This is a genomic window from Bacillus sp. AR4-2, assembly GCF_008274865.1.
Lineage (GTDB): Bacteria > Bacillota > Bacilli > Bacillales > Bacillaceae_G > Bacillus_A > Bacillus_A cereus.
The window spans coordinates 1,437,927-1,455,263 of the sequence record NZ_CP031062.1 but is presented as its reverse complement, the minus strand read 5'-3'; the positions used below and the strand labels follow the sequence as shown (position 1 = coordinate 1,455,263).

The following is a 17,337-nucleotide window of genomic DNA, read 5'->3' as shown; positions in this document are numbered from 1 at the left end:
CTTTATTTCACCTTCATTCGCTTCTTTCCTTCACGACATACTTCTAACAGTCTGCACTCCTCACATTGCGGTCGTTGTGCTTTACAGTGATAACGTCCAAAGAAAATCATACGATGATGTGTAACTCCCCACTCATCCATCGGTACTTTCTTCATTAATGTTTTTTCTACTTCTAACACCGAATCTTTCCATCTACAAATCGCTAACCGTTTGCTCACTCTTTCTACATGCGTATCAACAGCAATTGCCGGGATGCCATACGCTACCGAAACAACTACATTTGCTGTTTTTCTCCCTACTCCTGGTAATTTCGTCAACTCGTCACGGTCTTCTGGAACTTTTCCATTGTAATCATCCAGCAACATCTGACACAATTTTTGAATGTTTTTTGCTTTATTTCTATACAACCCAATAGAACGTATATCTTGTTGTAACTCTTCCAAAGATACACTTAAATAATCTTCTGGTGTTTTATATTTTTGAAATAAATTTTTCGTCACTTTATTTACAAGTGCATCTGTACATTGTGCAGATAGTGCTACCGCGATTACTAATTCAAAAGGATTCTCATGAATTAATTCACAATGTGCTTCTGGATACATATCCGCCATTGTGTCTAAACAATAGCGAATTTGCGTTTTATTTAACATATACTTCCTCCTATATTACTGCTCCAACCAATTATAAAAAGGCACTTTTCCAGTAAATTTCGTCTCTTGTTTTGTCATTTGTTGTGCTCTTTGTTGATTCGCTCTAAATTTTTGACCTTGATTTTGAGCCTGATCTACCGTTTTAATTCCATTCTTTTTCCATTCAAATAAAATACGATCAATATATCGGAAATTTAGTTTTCCACTCATTACAGCTTCTCTAAGAGCCGCTTGAATTAAATTGGGATGATGTTGATCTTGGTCCTCCCACATTCCTAACGTTTCACATTCGAACGGCGAAAGTGGTCTTCCAAATTCTTTTTCAAATACTGTATATAAATTTACTTGCAGCTGTTTTTTTTCTTTTTGCTCTTCCTCTATCGATTCATCCATTAAGAAATGTAATATTTTTTCCCATAACGGTTGTAAAGAATAACTTTCGCACATCATCGCTTCTGATCTTTGTCCACCTTCTAGTGATAAAAACCCTTTTTGAATCAATGCTTGAATTACTTCCATACATTTCATTTCCGTTATCGTCATCCGTTCAGAAATCTCTGAAGGAGTCGGAAACGAATTACCTGATTCTAAAAATGTGTGTACATGAAGTACGACCATAAATTCCGTCTCATTTAAACCTAATTTTTTATAATGCATCATAAGTAATTTTGGAATTGCAATGCTTCCCTGCTCAAACCACTGTAACATCATTTTCTTTTTCATCACCAAACACCTCGCTCTCTAGTATAACACACCTTTAGCTATTTCTTTTTGCCACAATTCTTCAAAAAAACCTCCCTATTAATGGGGAGGTTTTTTATATTACATGAATGAAATATAAAATTAAGCTTGCACTTTACTTTTCATAAATGTATGGATACGCTCTAATGCTTTCTCTACTTGTTCAAGAGATGTCGCATATGATAAGCGAACATTATTTGGAGCACCAAATCCTGTACCTGGTACAAGAGCCACTTTTTCCTCTTCTAATAGAGCTTTTGCCCAATCATCAACTGTTGCATATCCTGATAAAGCTACAGCTTCTTTTACGTTAGGGAATAAGTAAAATGCACCTTGCGGTTTAATGCAAGTAAAGCCAGGGATTTGAATTAATTTATCATAAATAATGTTTAATCTCTCTTCAAAGGCTTGACGCATTGTTTCCACAGGTTCTTGTGAGCCTACATATGCCGCAATTGCGCCGTATTGAGCGATTGAAGTAGGGTTTGACGTACTATGACTCGCTAAGTTCGTCATCGCTTTAATAAGCTGCTTATTTCCTGCAGCATATCCAATACGCCATCCTGTCATAGAATGAGATTTAGATACACCATTAATAATAAGTGTTTGTTCTTTTAATGCATTAGAAAGCTGGGCAATTGAAGTATATTCTACGCCACCATAAATTAATTTTTCATAAATTTCATCAGAAACGATTAAAATATCATGTTCTAAACATACTTCTCCAAGCTGTTGTAATTCTTCTTTGCTATAAATCATTCCTGTTGGATTGCTCGGTGAATTAATAATAACTGCTTTCGTTTTCTCTGTAATTGCCTCACGCAGCTGCTTTGCTGTAATTTTGTACTCATTGTCTTCTAAACCTTCTACATAAACCGGCTTACCGCCAGCAAGCTTTACCTGCTCTGGATAGCTTACCCAGTAAGGAGTTGGGATGATAACTTCATCTCCTTCATCAAGTAATACTTGGAATAATGTATACAATGCATGCTTTGCACCATTACATACAATAATTTCAGATGGATCATACGCAATACCTTGATCGCGAGTAAATTTCTTCACAATTTCTTGTTTTAACGATTGTAATCCACCTGTTGGTGTATACTTCGTATGCCCTTCTAACATCGCTTTATGTGCAGCATCCATAATATGCTCTGGTGTATTAAAGTCAGGTTCCCCTGCCCCTAATGCAATTACATCATGACCCTCTGCTTTTAATGCTTGTGCCTTTGCTGTAATTTCTAAAGTTGAAGACGGTGTTAAAGCAGCTACTCGCTTTGCTAATTTCATTTGTAGTTCCCCCTACATCTATTTTTCAATGCTATATCGTCTTAAAAATTTTCCATCTTTAAATTCAAGATAGTAATAACTATAACGATTGTCATCATCAATATATGTAACTTCCCATAGTGGTACATCATTTTCAAAGCCTAATTTCACTTTCATAATCTCTTTCGGCTTACTTTTTGATTCCTTACTTTCATTGCCGACTTGCTCTATTGTTCTTTGTATAGCCTCTTTTTCAGAAATACCTTCGCTCTTTTTCCTTACTACAGTATCCCCTTTTTTCTCAGGCACCCAAACGATAAGTTGTTCTCCCTTTTCATCTGTACCTTGCACGACTATATATGCAGATTTTCCGTTGTAATAATCAACAGATTTCACCTTTGTAAGCTTTGCTTTTTCTTTAGCAATTTCTACAAATTTCGACTCTTTTGGAATTTTCTTTCCCATCGCTTTATTATAAACATACGCCCCATATATTCCGCTAGCAACGATAACAATAATGATTGCAAAGATCCACTTTTTCATTGTATCACTACGTTCTGTAAATCGTAAATACAGCTGTTTCTTTATCTTTTTCGTCTAATGCTAGTCCGAACATGAGGTCCTGCTCTTTTAACGTACGATTTAAACTATCAACAATTTTATACAAATCCGACGAATATTTAATACGCGTCGTTGATAGTACTTCGATTTTCTTCTCCATGAAAAAACTCCTCCGTTACACAAAAATTTCTAATTATAGAAGAACGCAATGCGGTTACAATAAGAGTACATTCTTTACAACCCCTGCTTCATCACCCATCTATTATAGCAGGACATGTACAGCAAAAAAAGGTTTCAAGTCGAAAACCAACACATTTTGTATACAAGAAGTAAGAAAAATAAAATTCCTCCTACCCACATTTTTTACGCCTGAAGTTTATAAGTACTTCAGGCGTATTTTTCTTCCATTTTTATTCATTTGGTGGTTCTTCTAATTGTACTAACAATTCTTCTAATGGTCCTTCATAAAGAGGTACGTTAGGAATCGATTGTAGAAATCGTTTTCCATAGGAAGAACTCGTCAAACGACGATCTAACACTACTACCGTTCCTGTATCTGTATTCGTTCGAATTAAGCGGCCGAATCCTTGTTTGAAACGTAATATTGCTTGTGGAAGCGCTAATTTAGCAAATACATCTTCACCTTGATTTTTTAGCCACTCACCTTTCGCTTCCATCATCGGCTGATGAGGAGGTGTAAATGGTAGACGGACTATAACAAGACAACTTAAGGCATCTCCTGGAATATCTATTCCTTCCCAGAAACTGCTCGTCCCTAATAAAATTGATTTGTCGAATTCTTGAAACTTTCGAATTAAGCGGCTTCGACTTCTATTATTCACACTTTGGGTCAGTAATAAATACCCCTCTAATTCATCATTATTTTTTAAATTCGCATACGCTTCTTTTAACATTTCATACGAAGTGAATAAAACGAGCATTCTGCCTTTTGTGGCTTTCGCTATCTTTGCAATATGTTCCGATACAGATTCAATATATCGCTCATTACTTACTTGCTTAATAAAAGGTACATCCGTTGACACCATTAATTTCATCTGTTCATCATAACGAAATGGCGACGGAACCTTTAAAGTATTTGGAGCGAAATCATGTAAACCAAGTTCCTCTTTTATATAATCAAACGTATCGTTAACTGTTAGTGTTGCGGATGTAAAAATAACACTCTTTTTTTCTGTTAAAAATTCATCAGCAAATCTTTCACCAATATGAACAGGCTGTGCATATAGAACTGTTGAATGAATCGTCCCTTTCGTTTCAGTCTCCATCCAAGTTACATACGAATTCTTTTCTAATACGAGTAACTGTAATGATTCTGCCATCTTTCTCAGCAACTCAATTAAATGCATAAATTCACCTGTTACAACATGCATCTCCCATTCTAACTTACTTTGCAATATATCCACTTGCTTCTCAAGAGCAGTTACTACCCTTCTTAATTCATATATAAAACGATTTGTTAATTCGACGATACTATCCCACAACTTACCTTTTTCTAGTTCTGCGTTATACCTATAGATGAGCGGCATATTATTCGTTCCTTGCTCTTGCTTTGTTTGTTTAAATATAAAAGTACGTAACATTTGGAAGAGTTCATCCGCATCAAACTTAAGTTCCTTCAAACTATAACTTATCATACGGAAAGTTGAACGAGATGCTTGCTCTGATTTTTTCATCATTTTATATACTTTGGAGAGTACATCTTCTGTTTCTAGTGTCCCAAGACGAGATATAACCAATTGAAAATACATACAAGAGAACTGTTCACCCAATGTTCTACTCGCGGCTTCTTCAATATGGTGAGCTTCATCAAAAATAATATGTTCGCATGAAGCGAACAACGGTTCTTCACTTGAAAAATCTTGAAATAATAACGCATGATTTGTAATAACGATATCTGCAAATAAAGCTTTATTCTTCGCTCGCTGGTAAAAACAACGACTAAACCAATTACTTTGCATACCGCCTGGACTATACGCATCGCTACAAATACGATTCCAAAGTAACTTTCCGCCCTCAGGAATATTTAATTCGTCTCGATCACCTGTTTCAGTTTGCAATAGCCAAACTAAAATCTTCGCCTTTGTAAGTGCCATATCATAATTTTTTTCTTCCTCTTGCAAAGCATACTCAAATTTATGTAAGCATAAATAATGCTTTCTTCCTTTTAGAAGAGCTGCCTCAAATGAAAATGGCATTATTTTTTGTAATAACGGAATTTCTTTTTCTAATATTTGTTGTTGGAGTTGTACCGTTTGTGTACTTATAATGACAGGTTCTTCTTTTCTCTTTGCAAAATAAAGACTAGGAAGCAAATAAGCGAGAGTCTTTCCTGTTCCTGTACCGGCTTCAATTAGTGAAAAACGAGAATCTCTTAACGCCGTATATATCTCTTTCATCATCAGTTGTTGACTTTCTCTTCTTTCAAACTTTGGCATATGTGATTCCAATTTATCCATCGTTTTATTCAAGAAAGCATCAAACTTTGATGAACACGTTTCTCCAAGCTTTAAGGAATAGTTCCGCTTTTTCAGCGCAATATTTCGATGTATTTCATACTCCGTTATATCTTCTTTACCGTGCATTACTTTCTTTAAAATATTTTCAGAAAGCACATCAGCTATATCGCTTTGGAACACATCACTTAATTCATAAAGCGATTGCAACGTGACAAGTGGTAACTTTTCAATTTCATTTAAAAATTGTAAAAATAATTCCGCTGTTACAAGAGCATCACTATCCGCACGATGTGGTTGATCGTGCTCTAGTTCATGTTTCTTAGCTAAATCACGTAATTTATAACTATCGGCTGTCGGCAAAAGAATTTGAGCCAATTCAACCGTGTCGATTTTCGGACAATGTATTTCTGTATATCCAGCTTGCCTTAATTCTTCATTTAAAAAATTCCAATCAAAGTGAACATTATGCGCAACGAAAGCCGCACCTTGTAATAGCTCAACAATCATCGGGGCTACATCTTGAAATAACGGGGCTTGTTTTACAAGACTTTCATCAATCCCTGTTAATTCTGTAATAAATGGTGGGATCTCTCTCTTTGGGTTAACAAAAGACGAAAAAATCTCCAATATCTCTCCATCTTCTACTACAACAGCTGCAATTTGGGTAATTTTATCCTTCCCATCTTTCCAGGAGTTCCCTGTCGTCTCTAAATCAACAACGACATAACGCTTACTCATATATGTAACACCTCAATTTCTTACCTTTCAAACAACAATAATTTATATAATGTTACTATACCACGTTTTATCTCATCTTAATGAAAAGATGCACAAAAAAGCTATCTCCGCAATGGAGATAGCTTTTCTACTTATAATATCGTACCCGCTTTTTCAGCACCTAACATTTCAATAATTTGATTATTATCGTCTAGTACTGCAATTTTTGGTTCTTGTGTATGAATCTCTTCTTCCGTAACTAGCCCATAACAAATAATAATTACTTTGTCCCCTGGTTGTACAAGTCTTGCCGCAGCACCGTTTAAACAAACAACACCACTACCGCGTTCCCCTTTAATAACGTATGTCTCTAAGCGAGCACCATTATTATTATTTACAATTTGGACTTTTTCGTTTTCTACAATATTTACTGCATCCATTAAGTCTTCATCAATTGTAATACTACCTACATAATTTAAATTTGCCTCCGTTACAGTTGCACGATGTAACTTTGCTCTCATCATTGTGCGAAACATAGATGCTCCCCCTTATTTAACCGTTAATGTTATATTGTCAATTAATCTTACATTTTCAAACTTAACTGCAATAGCTAAAATGATTCTTCCTTCGACTTTCTCTACCATTGTTAATGACGGATATGCATATAAATCCGCATAATCTACAGTGCCTTTCGTATGCGTCTCAATATAATCTTTCACAAGATTTGTAATGATTTCCGGATTACGTTCACCTGCCTCAATTCTTTCTTTCGCTATACATAGGCTGCGGTATAAATGAAGAGCCTCTTCACGTTCATCTTGTGATAGGTACACGTTACGAGAACTTTTCGCTAAACCATCTTCTTCCCTTACAATATCAACTGGTACGATTGTAACTGGAATATTGAAATCAGTTACAAATCCTTCAATTACTGCAACTTGTTGAGCATCTTTCATACCGAAATAAGCACGTGTTGGCACCGTAATATTAAATAGTTTCATCAGTACAGTTGCAACACCAGCGAAATGACCAGGTCTTTGTTGACCGCATAATACGTCCGTGCGCTTCACAACTTCTACTGTTGTTGTTTGTTCTGCTGGATACATTTCTTCTACACTCGGATAAAATAAATAATCTACACCGTTTTCTTTTGCTACATTTTCATCTCTATCAATATCACGAGGATATCGATCTAAATCTTCATTTGGGCCGAATTGTAGTGGGTTTACAAATACACTTAAAACTACAATTTCATTTTCTTCTCTTGCCTTACGTAATAAAGTAGCATGGCCTTCATGTAAATAACCCATTGTTGGAACAAAACCAATACTCTTTCCACTTGCACGAAGTTCGCTTGTAATTTGCTGCATCTCTTGCACTGTAGTTACGATTTTCATTATTGTTTTCCTCCGTATAACGCTAAGCATTCTTCCTCTTTCATTGTGAACGAATGTTTTTCTTCAGGAAATTGCCTTGTCTTTACTTCAGTAACATATTGTGAAATCCCACGCACAATCTCCTCTTGAACAGACGTATATTGCTTCACAAATTTCGGAACACGATTTACGCCGTATGAGATAAGATCATGATAAACAAGCACTTGCCCATCTACTTTTTGTCCTGCACCAATCCCAATTGTTGGTATTGTTAGTTGCTCTGAAATAAGTTCTGCTAACTGCATTGGTACACATTCTAACACAAGCGCTATTGCACCAGCTTCTTCACATTTCTTTGCATCTTCTATTAATTTTTTTGCACTCTCCGCATCTTTTCCTTGCACTTTATATCCACCCAACACTCCTACAGATTGAGGGGTTAAACCTAAATGCGCTACAACAGGAATTCCTGCGTTCGTCAAATATTGAATCGTCGATATAACTTCTCCAGCACCTTCTACCTTCAGTGCGTGTGCCCCGCTCTCTTGAACGATGCGACGTGCATTCACCATCGTTTCTTGTAATGATACGTGATACGACATAAATGGCATATCAGTTACAATAAACGTCTCTTTCGCTCCACGGCGTACAGCTTTCGTATGATGAATCATATCCTCTACTGTTACAGGTACTGTTGAATCGTATCCGAGTACAACCATTCCAAGAGAATCTCCAACTAGAATCATATCAACTTCAGCTTCTTCTGCTAATTTAGCAGATGGATAATCATACGCCGTTAGCATTGTAATCGGCTCACCTTGCTCTTTCATCTTCAAAAAATCTGTTTTTGTTTTCAAAAACTACTCCTCCTTTATGCAGGAGAGAGGAGATGGCCGAAATCATATAAAAAACCCCTCTGACCATAAAAGGGCAGAAGGGTTGTGTGTTAGTCGGCATTATTCATCCCTCTGTCCCAGTCCGTTATTGGATCAAGGCAGAATCCAAGTTATTATTTTTCGTATGACTTCGAATCATGGTGCAGTTCGCTCTGATACTGCCCACATTCGAACTAATTATAGCAAACTACAAAAAGGAATTACTACATTTTTTTGAAAAAATAATTTTTTATTCTTATTACGGTATATGAAATTTAACACGAGAGTATATATGCTATACAGTTTTTATGGAGAATTCAATCCTGAAAAGATACATGTTTTTTCAACGCATGCTAAAAAAGTCCAAGTTAATTTTTTCTGTAATCCATTTAACTGTATAGTATAACTCTTAAACTAATGATGCAGGTTAATTGAGGAAAGTACTTAACAAAGGAGAATTGCGGATGTCTATGAACAGGTGGTTATTTCGATTCAGCAGTTTGCTTGTAATGATTGTATGGTGGATGTCTTTAGGATCCTCCCATGTATTTGCCTCAGTTACTGTCGTAACACCCCCCACCGATTTAACGAAAGTGATTGAGGTTGAACTAAATGATGATTACTTTAATCCAAATGTTATCACGATTCCGCTTGAAGGATCAACAACATTACTATTGAAAAATAAAGGTAAAAACGAGCACACCTTTACAGTGAAAAAACTCGGCATTGACGTCGTAATCGAGTCAGGAAAAGAAAAGAATATTACCGTGAAACCTAAAAATACTGGTACATATGAATTAATATGTCGATACCATCTTCTTAAAGGAATGGCAGGCAAAGTAATCGTCAAATAACATGCCCTGCCAACTCGACGGAAGATATTTTGAAATGAACTTTAAATATGAAAAAAATTTATTATCATGTTACAAATTCAACTCAAAACTATTGAAATAAAAAGAAGTTCCAAAAGAGGAACTTCTTTTACTTAATTTCAATATCTGCAGAATGAATATGATGTACTTTCCCCTCATGATCCTCCAGAAGTAATACACCATCCTCTGTGATTCCTTTTGCTAACCCCGTAATTGTCTCTCTCATCGTTCGAGCGGTAATTTCTTTCCCGATGCTCACAGCGTAACTTTCCCAAAGAATTTTAATGACAGAGAAACCATTTTGTAAATACTCTTCATATAATTTTTCTAGTTGTAAATAGATTTGTTGCATAAGTTCTGCACGAACAATCGGCTTACCTGATTCAATCGCTAATGAAGTAGCAATGTGCTGAATTTCTTCATCAAAATGTTCTTGCTTTTGATTCGCATTAATACCAATGCCCATAATGACAGCATTAATTTTATCAGGATCCGCTTGCATTTCTGTTAATATACCTACAGCCTTTTTACCTTGAATTAAAATATCATTTGGCCATTTTATTCCTACGTTTACACCCGTGCATTTTTCAATTGCCTGTGCAACACTAACGGCCGCTAACAAAGTAAGTTGCGGTGCATGATGAACTGGGATTGATGGGCGTAAAATAATACTCATCCAAATCCCTGTTCCTTTCGGTGAATGCCATTTTCTGCTTAAACGACCTCTTCCCGCTGTTTGTTCTTCTGCTACAACGACAGTTCCTTCTTCTGCACCTTCATAAGCAAGTTTTGCTGCAATGTGCTGCGTTGATTCAACAGTTTCTTCAAAATACACTGTTCTACCAATCCGCTTCGTTTGTAGCCCTAACTGAATTTCATTAGCGGTCACTTTGTCTGGCTTACTTGCAATTCGGTAACCTAATCGACGCACAGCTTCAAGTTCATATCCCTCACTCCGCAGATCCTCCATATGTTTCCACACAGCAGTTCTTGAACAACCAAGTTTATCACTAATTGTTTGGCCGGATACAAACTCGCCATCCGCTTCAGAAAAAACTTGCAATAACTGCTTTCTTATAGTAGATTGCATCCTTGTAGCCACTCCCTTATACGCTCTTTCTCATTAACTACGTTTCCTTGTACGATTGCTTCTTCGATTTTCTGAAGCATCTCAGCAACCCACGGACCAGGCTTTTTGTTTGCCCAGTTTAATAAATCATTACCAGTCACATTCATTTCTTGACGCTCCTGGATTGGCAATGCATGAAACATTGATTGTACTCGTTCAACAGATGTAGGGTCATAGCGTTCAATCATCGCTTCATATACTCTCTCTGCCATTTCAGCGATATGAATTCCCGTTTTATAAAGAAGGACTGTATCCCAATCCTTCTCCTTTCTAGTACGGATTGTCAATAAAACTGCAACAATATCTTTTATTTTTTTATTCGAAAACTTCCATTGACGTAAAAAGACAGATGGATGTTCTTCTCCGATACAATATAAGAAAAATGCCCACGCCTCAATATCCGTTTCGAAAGAATCCCATTTATACTGCGTAGCTTTTAACAGTCTCTCTTCTGACATTTGTAAATATGGCAAATGAGAAAATAGCTTCGTCTCTACTAATTCTTTGAGACCTTTCACACAATATGTACCAGTTAACAGTTTCTCAAACTCTACTGTAATACGCTCAATTGCTATATGTTCTAGCAAATGCCCATACGTTTCAATCGCTTGCTTCGTTTTCATTTCTAATGAAAAACCTAACGTGCTTACAAACCGAATACCACGCATCATTCGCAGGGCATCTTCTTGAAAACGATCCGCAGCATTTCCAACTGTCACAATTTCTCTCTGTTGAATGGCTTCCTGTCCAGCAAATAAATCGACCATTTTGCCTTCTTCTGTCATAGCAATTGCATTCATCGTGAAATCACGACGTTTTAAATCCTCTTCTAATGAACGAACAAATTGAACACTACTAGGTCTTCGAAAATCTTCATATTCGCTTTCTGTTCGAAAAGTAGTTACCTCATAGGGCTCACCATTTTCTACAACAATTACAGTTCCATGCTCAAGACCAACAGGAACATTTCTTGGGAATATAGCCATCACTTCTTCTGGTAGAGCAGATGTCGCAATATCAATATCTCCAATCGGCCTATCGATAATAAGATCTCGTACGCTCCCACCAACAAAATAAGCCTCATGTCCTTGTTGCTTTAATGTCTCAATAATAGAACTAGCTTTTTTAAATCTTTCCATTTTTGTCATCCCTTAGTACGTCATAGTAAATCGTTTCATATTGTGAAACAATTTTTTCTGAGCGAAATTGCTCATAAACACTTTCTCTTGCTCGTTCTCCCATATTACGGTGAAGTTCCTCGTCCTTTAATAGCTGAATAGCTTGATTTGCCACTCCTGTTGTATCGCCAACTTCACATAAATATCCTGTTTCCCCGTGTTGAATAACCTCTGGAATACCTCCAACCCGCGTTCCGATACAAGGTACACCACACGCCATTGCTTCTAATAAAACAAGACCAAAACTTTCCTTCTCTGATAGAAGCAACATTAAATCACTCATCGCAAGTAGTTCTGCAACATTATCTTGCTTCCCTAGGAATAAAACGCGATCTTCAATATGTAAATTCTTCACTATCTGTAAAATCGTACAGAATTCTGGTCCGTCTCCAACAAGAAGCAACTTCGCATCTACTTCTTTAACAATTTTAGCAAATGCGTGAACAACATCCTGCACACGTTTCACTTTACGGAAATTCGAAATATGAATAAGTACTTTTTCACTCTCACTTATACCATATTCTTTCTTTAATTGAGACATATTACGCTTGAAATATACACGTTCGTCTATAAAGTTATATACTGTTTGAATTTCTTTACTTGGTTTTACAAGCTCATGTGTTTCGTTAATTAATGAATGCGAGACAGCAGTAACAACATCCGATTGCTCAATACCAAAACGAATTAAATTATTTAACGAAGGGTCGGAACCTAACACAGTAATATCTGTTCCATGTAAGGTTGTAACAATTTTAATACGCTCTCCGATCATTTGTTTTGCTAAATATGCACAAATTGCATGTGGTATTGCGTAATGCACATGTAAAATGTCTAAGTTTTCTCTTTGTGCAACCTCGGCCATTTTACTTGCTAACGCTAAATCGTATGGTGGATATTGAAATACAGAGTATTGATTTACCGTCACTTCATGAAAATAAATGTTTGGATATACTTTATTTAACCGGAATGGTAAACCCGATGTAATAAAGTGAATTTCATGCCCACGTTCCGCCAATTGCTTTCCTAATTCTGTTCCAACAACTCCAGAACCACCTACAGAAGGATAACATGTAATACCTATTTTTAATTTCATTTACATCCCCCTAATAAATCAGCATGTAATAAAACCGGTTTCTTACTCATAAATCCCTCGGCATACAAGACTCCAACTTCTTTTCCAAACATCTTCTCACGAGCAATCACAGTTTCAACGTAACCTTCTGTTAACGGTGTCTTAACACCATCACTCCCTGTTGAAAACTGACTTTCATACGCTTCTAATGCTTCCACCTTTATAGAGAGGTACTCACTTATATCTATACAAAAATTCGGTTTATGAAAACCATTAATCATATAATTATAAAAAGACTCCACACGATGTGGTGAAAGTTCCGGCATATATTTACGGATTCCTGCTGAAAAAATAGCCTCTTCCACAAGCTTTGCACAATTTGCATGATCTGGATGGCGATCTTCATAGTACGGCGCAAAAACTAGTTTTGGTTTATATGTACGGATCACCTTGACAATTTCACGTATATACTCTTCTTTCATATACAAACCACGGTCTGGCATCGCTAAATTCAGCCTCGTTTTTACTCCCATTATACGAGCTGCGACCTTCGCTTCTTCTTTTCTCAACTCTATCGTTCCATTTGAAGAAAGATCAGCTTCTGTTAAATCACAAATACCTACTTCATACCCTTGCTTTGTATATTTAGCGATGGTACCAGCCATGCCGATTTCAACATCATCGGCATGAGCACCAAACGCTAATATATGTAATCCACTCATAATTGTTCCCCTCATTTTCTTAACTTACGATAATCTAAATCTCCTCGCTCTAATGCGTGCATTAACATTTCAGCACTTGCCATATTCGTTGCAAGTGGAATCGCATATACATCACATAAACGAAGTAATGCATTCACATCCGGTTCATGCGGCTGTGCTGTTAATGGATCGCGGAAGAAAATCACCATATCTAAATCGTTCTTTGCAATCATTGCACCAATTTCTTGATCTCCACCAAGAGGGCCAGATTGATATCTTGTTACAACTAATCCAGTCGCTTCCATAATGCGAAGCCCTGTCGTTCCTGTTGCAAATAATTCATGTTGTTCAAAAATTGGTTTATATGCGTATGCAAACGAAACCATATCATTTTTCTTTTTGTCATGTGCGATTAAGGCAATTTTCATCCGTTGTCTCCCCTTTAGTCGATAATATTTTCTAAACCGTACACAAGATGATCAAGGTTCATTACTGTCTCAATTGATAGTTTTACACCTGACATAAATGATGCACGATTGAATGAATCATGACGAACTGTTAACATTTGTCCATCTCCACCAAACATTACTTCTTGGTGTGCAATAAGCCCTGGCAAACGTACACTATGAATGTGAATACCGTCTACATTTGCACCTCGTGCACCTGCTAGTTGCTCTACTTCATTTGGATGACCTTGCTGCTTTGATTCACGATTTTGACGAATTAACTCTACCGTTTTTACAGCTGTACCAGATGGTGCGTCTAATTTTTGATCATGATGTAATTCAATTACCTCAACATCTTGGAAATATTTCGCTGCCATTTGTGAGAATTTCATCATAAGAACTGCACCAATTGCAAAGTTTGGAGCAATAATTGTTCCTACTGCTTTTTCTTTTGCATTCTCTGTTAAACGTGCCAATTCTTCTTCTGTAAATCCAGTTGTACCAATAACCGAACGAAGTCCACGCTCAACTGCAAGTGTAACGTGTTGTTTCCCCACTTCTGGTGTTGTTAAATCTAACAACACATCTGCTTCTACTTCATCTAAACAAGTATGTAAATCAGCGTAAATCGGCGCATGTAATGCTGGCATGCCAGGTAAATCAGAAATCTTCTCACCACCATGCTTATAATCCACTGCTGCTACTAAATTAAAATGTTCCGTTCTTTCCATAAGAAGGACTGCTTCATGTCCCATACGTCCTCTTGGTCCGGCGATAATTACTTTAATTTCTTTCATTATTCTTTCTCTCCCTCATCAATACGTGTCCAGCGATCTTTATCACGTGTATTAAATTTATTCATTACAATGTTATGTGCTGTCTCTAAATCAATATTTAAACTATTTGCCATACAAATCATAACAAATAATACATCTCCAAGCTCTTCTTCAATACTTCTTTCTTTTTCAGTTGTTTTCTTCGGTTTCTCGCCATAATAATGATTTACCTCTCTTGCAAGCTCTCCCATTTCTTCCGTTAAACGAGCCATCATTGCAAGCGGACTGAAATAACCTTCTTTAAACTGACCAATATATGCATCTACTTCTTTCTGCATATCTTTCATCGTTTTTGCTTCCATACTATTCACCTCTAATCCTTCCTCTTTCATGTTAGCCAATTCATCGCGATTTGACAAATATTATTCCCCGCCAAACACCTATTTGCGACCCATTTTTGGATAGACTATAATAAAGTGAAACTTCTTTTGCGATTTTTTTGCAAAAGATTAGTTGAACTAATCGGGTTCCTACGGCTGGTTCGCCTTTCTTCAGAGCTTTATCTCCTAACAGCCGTTGGTACGGGGTAAAGTGAAACTTCTTTTGCGATTTTTGCAAAAGATCAGCCCACACCAATTGGGTTCCTACGGCTGGTTTGCCCCTCTTCTTTGCTTCATCTCCTATCAGCCTTTAGAGCGGGATAAAGTGAAACTTTCTTTTGCACTTTTCACAAAAAATCAGTCCACATCAATCAGGTTCTTACTATTTTCACTAGCAACTAGAAATTACTTATTATTATGTTTTACCGTTTCAGCGGAGCAATGCAATCATTACATAATTAGGGGGATTTCTATATGACATCAAAATTGAAGATGCGAAATATTATTTTTATTTTAATTGGTTCCGCTATATTTTCTTTCGGTATTGTCAATATCAATATTGAAAACCACCTTGCAGAGGGTGGGTTTACTGGTATTACACTATTATTGTATTTTTTATTTAAGTTTGATCCTTCCTACTCAAACTTAATTTTAAATATCCCTATATTTTTTATTGGCTGGAGGTTACTTGGCAGAACGACATTTTTATATACATTAATTGGAACCTTTAGCGTATCTTTATTTCTATGGATTTTCCAGCGTTACGAAGTACTCAACTTACATTTAAACTTGCAAAATGATATGACACTCGCAGCTTTATTCGCCGGGGCATTTATCGGTATCGGCCTTGGAATAATATTTAAATATGGCGGGACTACTGGCGGTGTAGATATTATCGCACGACTAGCGCACAAATATGTTGGCTGGAGTATGGGGAAAACAATGTTTATGTTTGATGCTGTCGTTATCGTCGTCTCTATTCTTACATATTTATCATACCGCGAGGGCATGTATACGCTAGTTGCTGTTTTTATCGGTGCTAAAGTCATTGATTTTATGCAAGAAGGAGCTTATGCTGCCAAAGGAGCGACTATTATCTCAGAGAAAAACGATGAAATTGCTGCCAAAATTTTATCTGAAATGGAGCGCGGAGCAACCTTTTTAAAAGCTGTTGGATCGTATACAAAAGTGGAACGTAATGTATTGTATTGCGTTGTTGCTAAAAATGAAATCGTGAAATTAAAGAATATCATTACTTCTGTAGATCCTCATGCTTTTGTCGCTGTAAGTGATGTACATGATGTAGTTGGTGAAGGATTTACGTTAGATGAAAATAAAAACCCTTTACATAATTAAATGTAACTAGAAAAGCGCCTTAGCTTTTCTAGTTTTTTATTACAAGTCTTTTAAGCTTCTCAAAATCCTCATGAATAAGCTCCAATAAACTCCGATTATAAAAAATGGAAGCTGGATGAAAAGTCGGAAAAACATGATATTCTTTCTCTGACCATGTAAACTCTGCACTTTGCATATCCTTTAATTTTTGAATGGGCTGTTTTAATAATTGCCCGTGTACATCTGTGATTTTTTTATTTTTTCCTGTTAAACGTTGAAGACCGATATTTCCAAGCGTGACAATAAGCTTCGGATGTATTTTCTCTAATTCATAATCTAACAAAGGCGCATGGGCAACTATTTCTCCCTGATTTGGCGTTCTATTATACTTTTTTTGTATGATTTCACCATTTCGTTCTTTTTTCTCTCGCCATTTATAAGGTCTACTCCGAACAGCGCTCGTAATATATACTTCTTCCCTTGTAACGTGAATACGCTCTAAAAAAACCATTAATTGTTTTCCCGCCCTCCCGCTAAACGGAATCCCATTATGAATTTCTGTTTCACCAGGTGCTTCTCCTAACAACATAAATTTGGGATTTTCAGGACCTTGTCCACTTAAAAAACCTTCTAGTTGATAAGGAGCACTACGCTTTTGCACTTGTTTTACTAAATGGTCTGGATATTTCATTTCCCCCACCACCTTTCCGCATTACTTCTATTATTTCTATTTGCAATACATTATATAATTCAATCCACACAACAAAAAAAGACTATCAAAA

At 36.5% G+C, this 17,337-nt stretch carries 19 protein-coding genes; 2 read left to right on the top strand and 17 right to left on the bottom strand.

Annotation, left to right across the window (positions count from 1 at the left end; translation table 11 throughout):
- Positions 1-2: 2 nt before the first annotated feature.
- From nth to panB, 9 genes are all read right to left on the bottom strand, one after another.
- A complete protein-coding gene (nth, locus tag DN399_RS07640; RefSeq protein ID WP_000933030.1) occupies positions 3-650 on the bottom strand; it encodes an endonuclease III in 648 nt (215 codons plus the stop codon).
- Between the two features lie 15 nt (positions 651-665).
- Positions 666-1,373 carry a DNA replication protein DnaD gene (dnaD, locus tag DN399_RS07635; RefSeq protein ID WP_000728542.1) on the bottom strand — a complete coding sequence of 236 codons (708 nt, stop codon included), beginning with the start codon at positions 1,371-1,373 and terminating at the stop codon, positions 666-668.
- Between the two features lie 120 nt (positions 1,374-1,493).
- A complete protein-coding gene (aspB, locus tag DN399_RS07630; RefSeq protein ID WP_149149430.1) occupies positions 1,494-2,681 on the bottom strand; it encodes an aspartate transaminase AspB in 1,188 nt (395 codons plus the stop codon).
- An 18-nt stretch (positions 2,682-2,699) separates the two neighbouring features.
- Positions 2,700-3,203 carry a cell wall elongation regulator TseB-like domain-containing protein gene (locus tag DN399_RS07625; protein WP_000758739.1) on the bottom strand — a complete coding sequence of 168 codons (504 nt, stop codon included), beginning with the start codon at positions 3,201-3,203 and terminating at the stop codon, positions 2,700-2,702.
- A 7-nt stretch (positions 3,204-3,210) separates the two neighbouring features.
- Positions 3,211-3,381 carry a YpmA family protein gene (locus DN399_RS07620; RefSeq protein WP_000412179.1) on the bottom strand — a complete coding sequence of 57 codons (171 nt, stop codon included), beginning with the start codon at positions 3,379-3,381 and terminating at the stop codon, positions 3,211-3,213.
- Positions 3,382-3,631: 250 nt separating this feature from the next.
- A complete protein-coding gene (gene dinG / locus DN399_RS07615; protein ID WP_149149429.1) occupies positions 3,632-6,436 on the bottom strand; it encodes an ATP-dependent DNA helicase DinG in 2,805 nt (934 codons plus the stop codon).
- Positions 6,437-6,567: 131 nt separating this feature from the next.
- The gene (gene panD, locus DN399_RS07610) at positions 6,568-6,951 is read right to left on the bottom strand and encodes an aspartate 1-decarboxylase (RefSeq protein WP_000490184.1); all 384 of its coding nucleotides are present in this window, start codon (positions 6,949-6,951) and stop codon (positions 6,568-6,570) included.
- Between the two features lie 12 nt (positions 6,952-6,963).
- Complete coding sequence (panC, locus tag DN399_RS07605) at positions 6,964-7,812, bottom strand: pantoate--beta-alanine ligase (protein WP_000707025.1); 849 nt, start codon at positions 7,810-7,812, stop codon at positions 6,964-6,966.
- The gene (panB, locus tag DN399_RS07600) at positions 7,812-8,648 is read right to left on the bottom strand and encodes a 3-methyl-2-oxobutanoate hydroxymethyltransferase (protein WP_000851108.1); all 837 of its coding nucleotides are present in this window, start codon (positions 8,646-8,648) and stop codon (positions 7,812-7,814) included. Before panB ends, panC begins: the two co-directional genes overlap by 1 nt.
- A 482-nt stretch (positions 8,649-9,130) precedes the next feature.
- On the opposite strand from panB, the gene DN399_RS07595 reads away from it, so the two are divergent.
- The gene (locus DN399_RS07595; protein WP_000062388.1) at positions 9,131-9,520 is read left to right on the top strand and encodes a cupredoxin domain-containing protein; all 390 of its coding nucleotides are present in this window, start codon (positions 9,131-9,133) and stop codon (positions 9,518-9,520) included.
- A 127-nt stretch (positions 9,521-9,647) separates the two neighbouring features.
- Here the strand turns inward: DN399_RS07595 and DN399_RS07590 are convergent, their stop codons facing one another.
- Genes DN399_RS07590 through DN399_RS07560 form a run of 7 tightly spaced genes read right to left on the bottom strand, consistent with a single transcriptional unit; the run spans position 9,648 to position 15,202 of the window.
- A complete protein-coding gene (locus DN399_RS07590) occupies positions 9,648-10,628 on the bottom strand; it encodes a biotin--[acetyl-CoA-carboxylase] ligase (RefSeq protein WP_001192063.1) in 981 nt (326 codons plus the stop codon).
- Positions 10,613-11,806 (bottom strand): CCA tRNA nucleotidyltransferase, encoded by a 1,194-nt coding sequence (locus DN399_RS07585; RefSeq protein ID WP_000439321.1) that lies wholly within the window; start codon positions 11,804-11,806, stop codon positions 10,613-10,615. Before DN399_RS07585 ends, DN399_RS07590 begins: the two co-directional genes overlap by 16 nt.
- Positions 11,793-12,938: an N-acetyl-alpha-D-glucosaminyl L-malate synthase BshA gene (gene bshA / locus DN399_RS07580; RefSeq protein ID WP_000768304.1), complete on the bottom strand. Its 1,146-nt coding sequence runs from the start codon at positions 12,936-12,938 to the stop codon at positions 11,793-11,795. Before bshA ends, DN399_RS07585 begins: the two co-directional genes overlap by 14 nt.
- A complete protein-coding gene (gene bshB1, locus DN399_RS07575) occupies positions 12,935-13,639 on the bottom strand; it encodes a bacillithiol biosynthesis deacetylase BshB1 (RefSeq protein WP_000015673.1) in 705 nt (234 codons plus the stop codon). The genes bshA and bshB1 overlap by 4 nt, the downstream gene beginning before the upstream one ends.
- Positions 13,640-13,650: 11 nt before the next feature.
- Positions 13,651-14,046, bottom strand: coding sequence for a methylglyoxal synthase (gene mgsA / locus DN399_RS07570; RefSeq protein ID WP_000684765.1), 396 nt, complete (start codon positions 14,044-14,046; stop codon positions 13,651-13,653).
- A gap of 14 nt (positions 14,047-14,060) precedes the next feature.
- A complete protein-coding gene (gene dapB, locus DN399_RS07565) occupies positions 14,061-14,861 on the bottom strand; it encodes a dihydrodipicolinate reductase (protein WP_000658810.1) in 801 nt (266 codons plus the stop codon).
- Positions 14,861-15,202, bottom strand: coding sequence for a nucleotide pyrophosphohydrolase (locus DN399_RS07560; protein ID WP_002108639.1), 342 nt, complete (start codon positions 15,200-15,202; stop codon positions 14,861-14,863). Before DN399_RS07560 ends, dapB begins: the two co-directional genes overlap by 1 nt.
- A gap of 492 nt (positions 15,203-15,694) precedes the next feature.
- Between DN399_RS07560 and DN399_RS07550 the strand changes: the two genes are divergently transcribed.
- Positions 15,695-16,576 (top strand): YitT family protein, encoded by an 882-nt coding sequence (locus tag DN399_RS07550; RefSeq protein WP_000202121.1) that lies wholly within the window; start codon positions 15,695-15,697, stop codon positions 16,574-16,576.
- A gap of 28 nt (positions 16,577-16,604) precedes the next feature.
- On the opposite strand, the gene DN399_RS07545 is transcribed toward DN399_RS07550, so the two are convergent.
- Positions 16,605-17,246, bottom strand: coding sequence for a uracil-DNA glycosylase (locus DN399_RS07545; RefSeq protein ID WP_000876878.1), 642 nt, complete (start codon positions 17,244-17,246; stop codon positions 16,605-16,607).
- Positions 17,247-17,337: the final 91 nt, after the last annotated feature.

What these genes read in the sequence shown, in the direction of transcription:
- nth (WP_000933030.1), bottom strand. Translation starts at nt 650, where the DNA reads ATGTTAAATAAAACGCAAATTCGCTATTGTTTAGACACAATGGCGGAT.
- dnaD (WP_000728542.1), bottom strand. Translation starts at nt 1,373, where the DNA reads ATGAAAAAGAAAATGATGTTACAGTGGTTTGAGCAGGGAAGCATTGCA.
- aspB (WP_149149430.1), bottom strand. Translation starts at nt 2,681, where the DNA reads ATGAAATTAGCAAAGCGAGTAGCTGCTTTAACACCGTCTTCAACTTTA.
- DN399_RS07625 (WP_000758739.1), bottom strand. Translation starts at nt 3,203, where the DNA reads ATGAAAAAGTGGATCTTTGCAATCATTATTGTTATCGTTGCTAGCGGA.
- DN399_RS07620 (WP_000412179.1), bottom strand. Translation starts at nt 3,381, where the DNA reads ATGGAGAAGAAAATCGAAGTACTATCAACGACGCGTATTAAATATTCG.
- dinG (WP_149149429.1), bottom strand. Translation starts at nt 6,436, where the DNA reads ATGAGTAAGCGTTATGTCGTTGTTGATTTAGAGACGACAGGGAACTCC.
- panD (WP_000490184.1), bottom strand. Translation starts at nt 6,951, where the DNA reads ATGTTTCGCACAATGATGAGAGCAAAGTTACATCGTGCAACTGTAACG.
- panC (WP_000707025.1), bottom strand. Translation starts at nt 7,812, where the DNA reads ATGAAAATCGTAACTACAGTGCAAGAGATGCAGCAAATTACAAGCGAA.
- DN399_RS07595 (WP_000062388.1), top strand. Translation starts at nt 9,131, where the DNA reads ATGTCTATGAACAGGTGGTTATTTCGATTCAGCAGTTTGCTTGTAATG.
- DN399_RS07590 (WP_001192063.1), bottom strand. Translation starts at nt 10,628, where the DNA reads ATGCAATCTACTATAAGAAAGCAGTTATTGCAAGTTTTTTCTGAAGCG.
- DN399_RS07585 (WP_000439321.1), bottom strand. Translation starts at nt 11,806, where the DNA reads ATGGAAAGATTTAAAAAAGCTAGTTCTATTATTGAGACATTAAAGCAA.
- bshA (WP_000768304.1), bottom strand. Translation starts at nt 12,938, where the DNA reads ATGAAATTAAAAATAGGTATTACATGTTATCCTTCTGTAGGTGGTTCT.
- bshB1 (WP_000015673.1), bottom strand. Translation starts at nt 13,639, where the DNA reads ATGAGTGGATTACATATATTAGCGTTTGGTGCTCATGCCGATGATGTT.
- mgsA (WP_000684765.1), bottom strand. Translation starts at nt 14,046, where the DNA reads ATGAAAATTGCCTTAATCGCACATGACAAAAAGAAAAATGATATGGTT.
- dapB (WP_000658810.1), bottom strand. Translation starts at nt 14,861, where the DNA reads ATGAAAGAAATTAAAGTAATTATCGCCGGACCAAGAGGACGTATGGGA.
- DN399_RS07560 (WP_002108639.1), bottom strand. Translation starts at nt 15,202, where the DNA reads ATGGAAGCAAAAACGATGAAAGATATGCAGAAAGAAGTAGATGCATAT.
- DN399_RS07550 (WP_000202121.1), top strand. Translation starts at nt 15,695, where the DNA reads ATGACATCAAAATTGAAGATGCGAAATATTATTTTTATTTTAATTGGT.
- DN399_RS07545 (WP_000876878.1), bottom strand. Translation starts at nt 17,246, where the DNA reads ATGAAATATCCAGACCATTTAGTAAAACAAGTGCAAAAGCGTAGTGCT.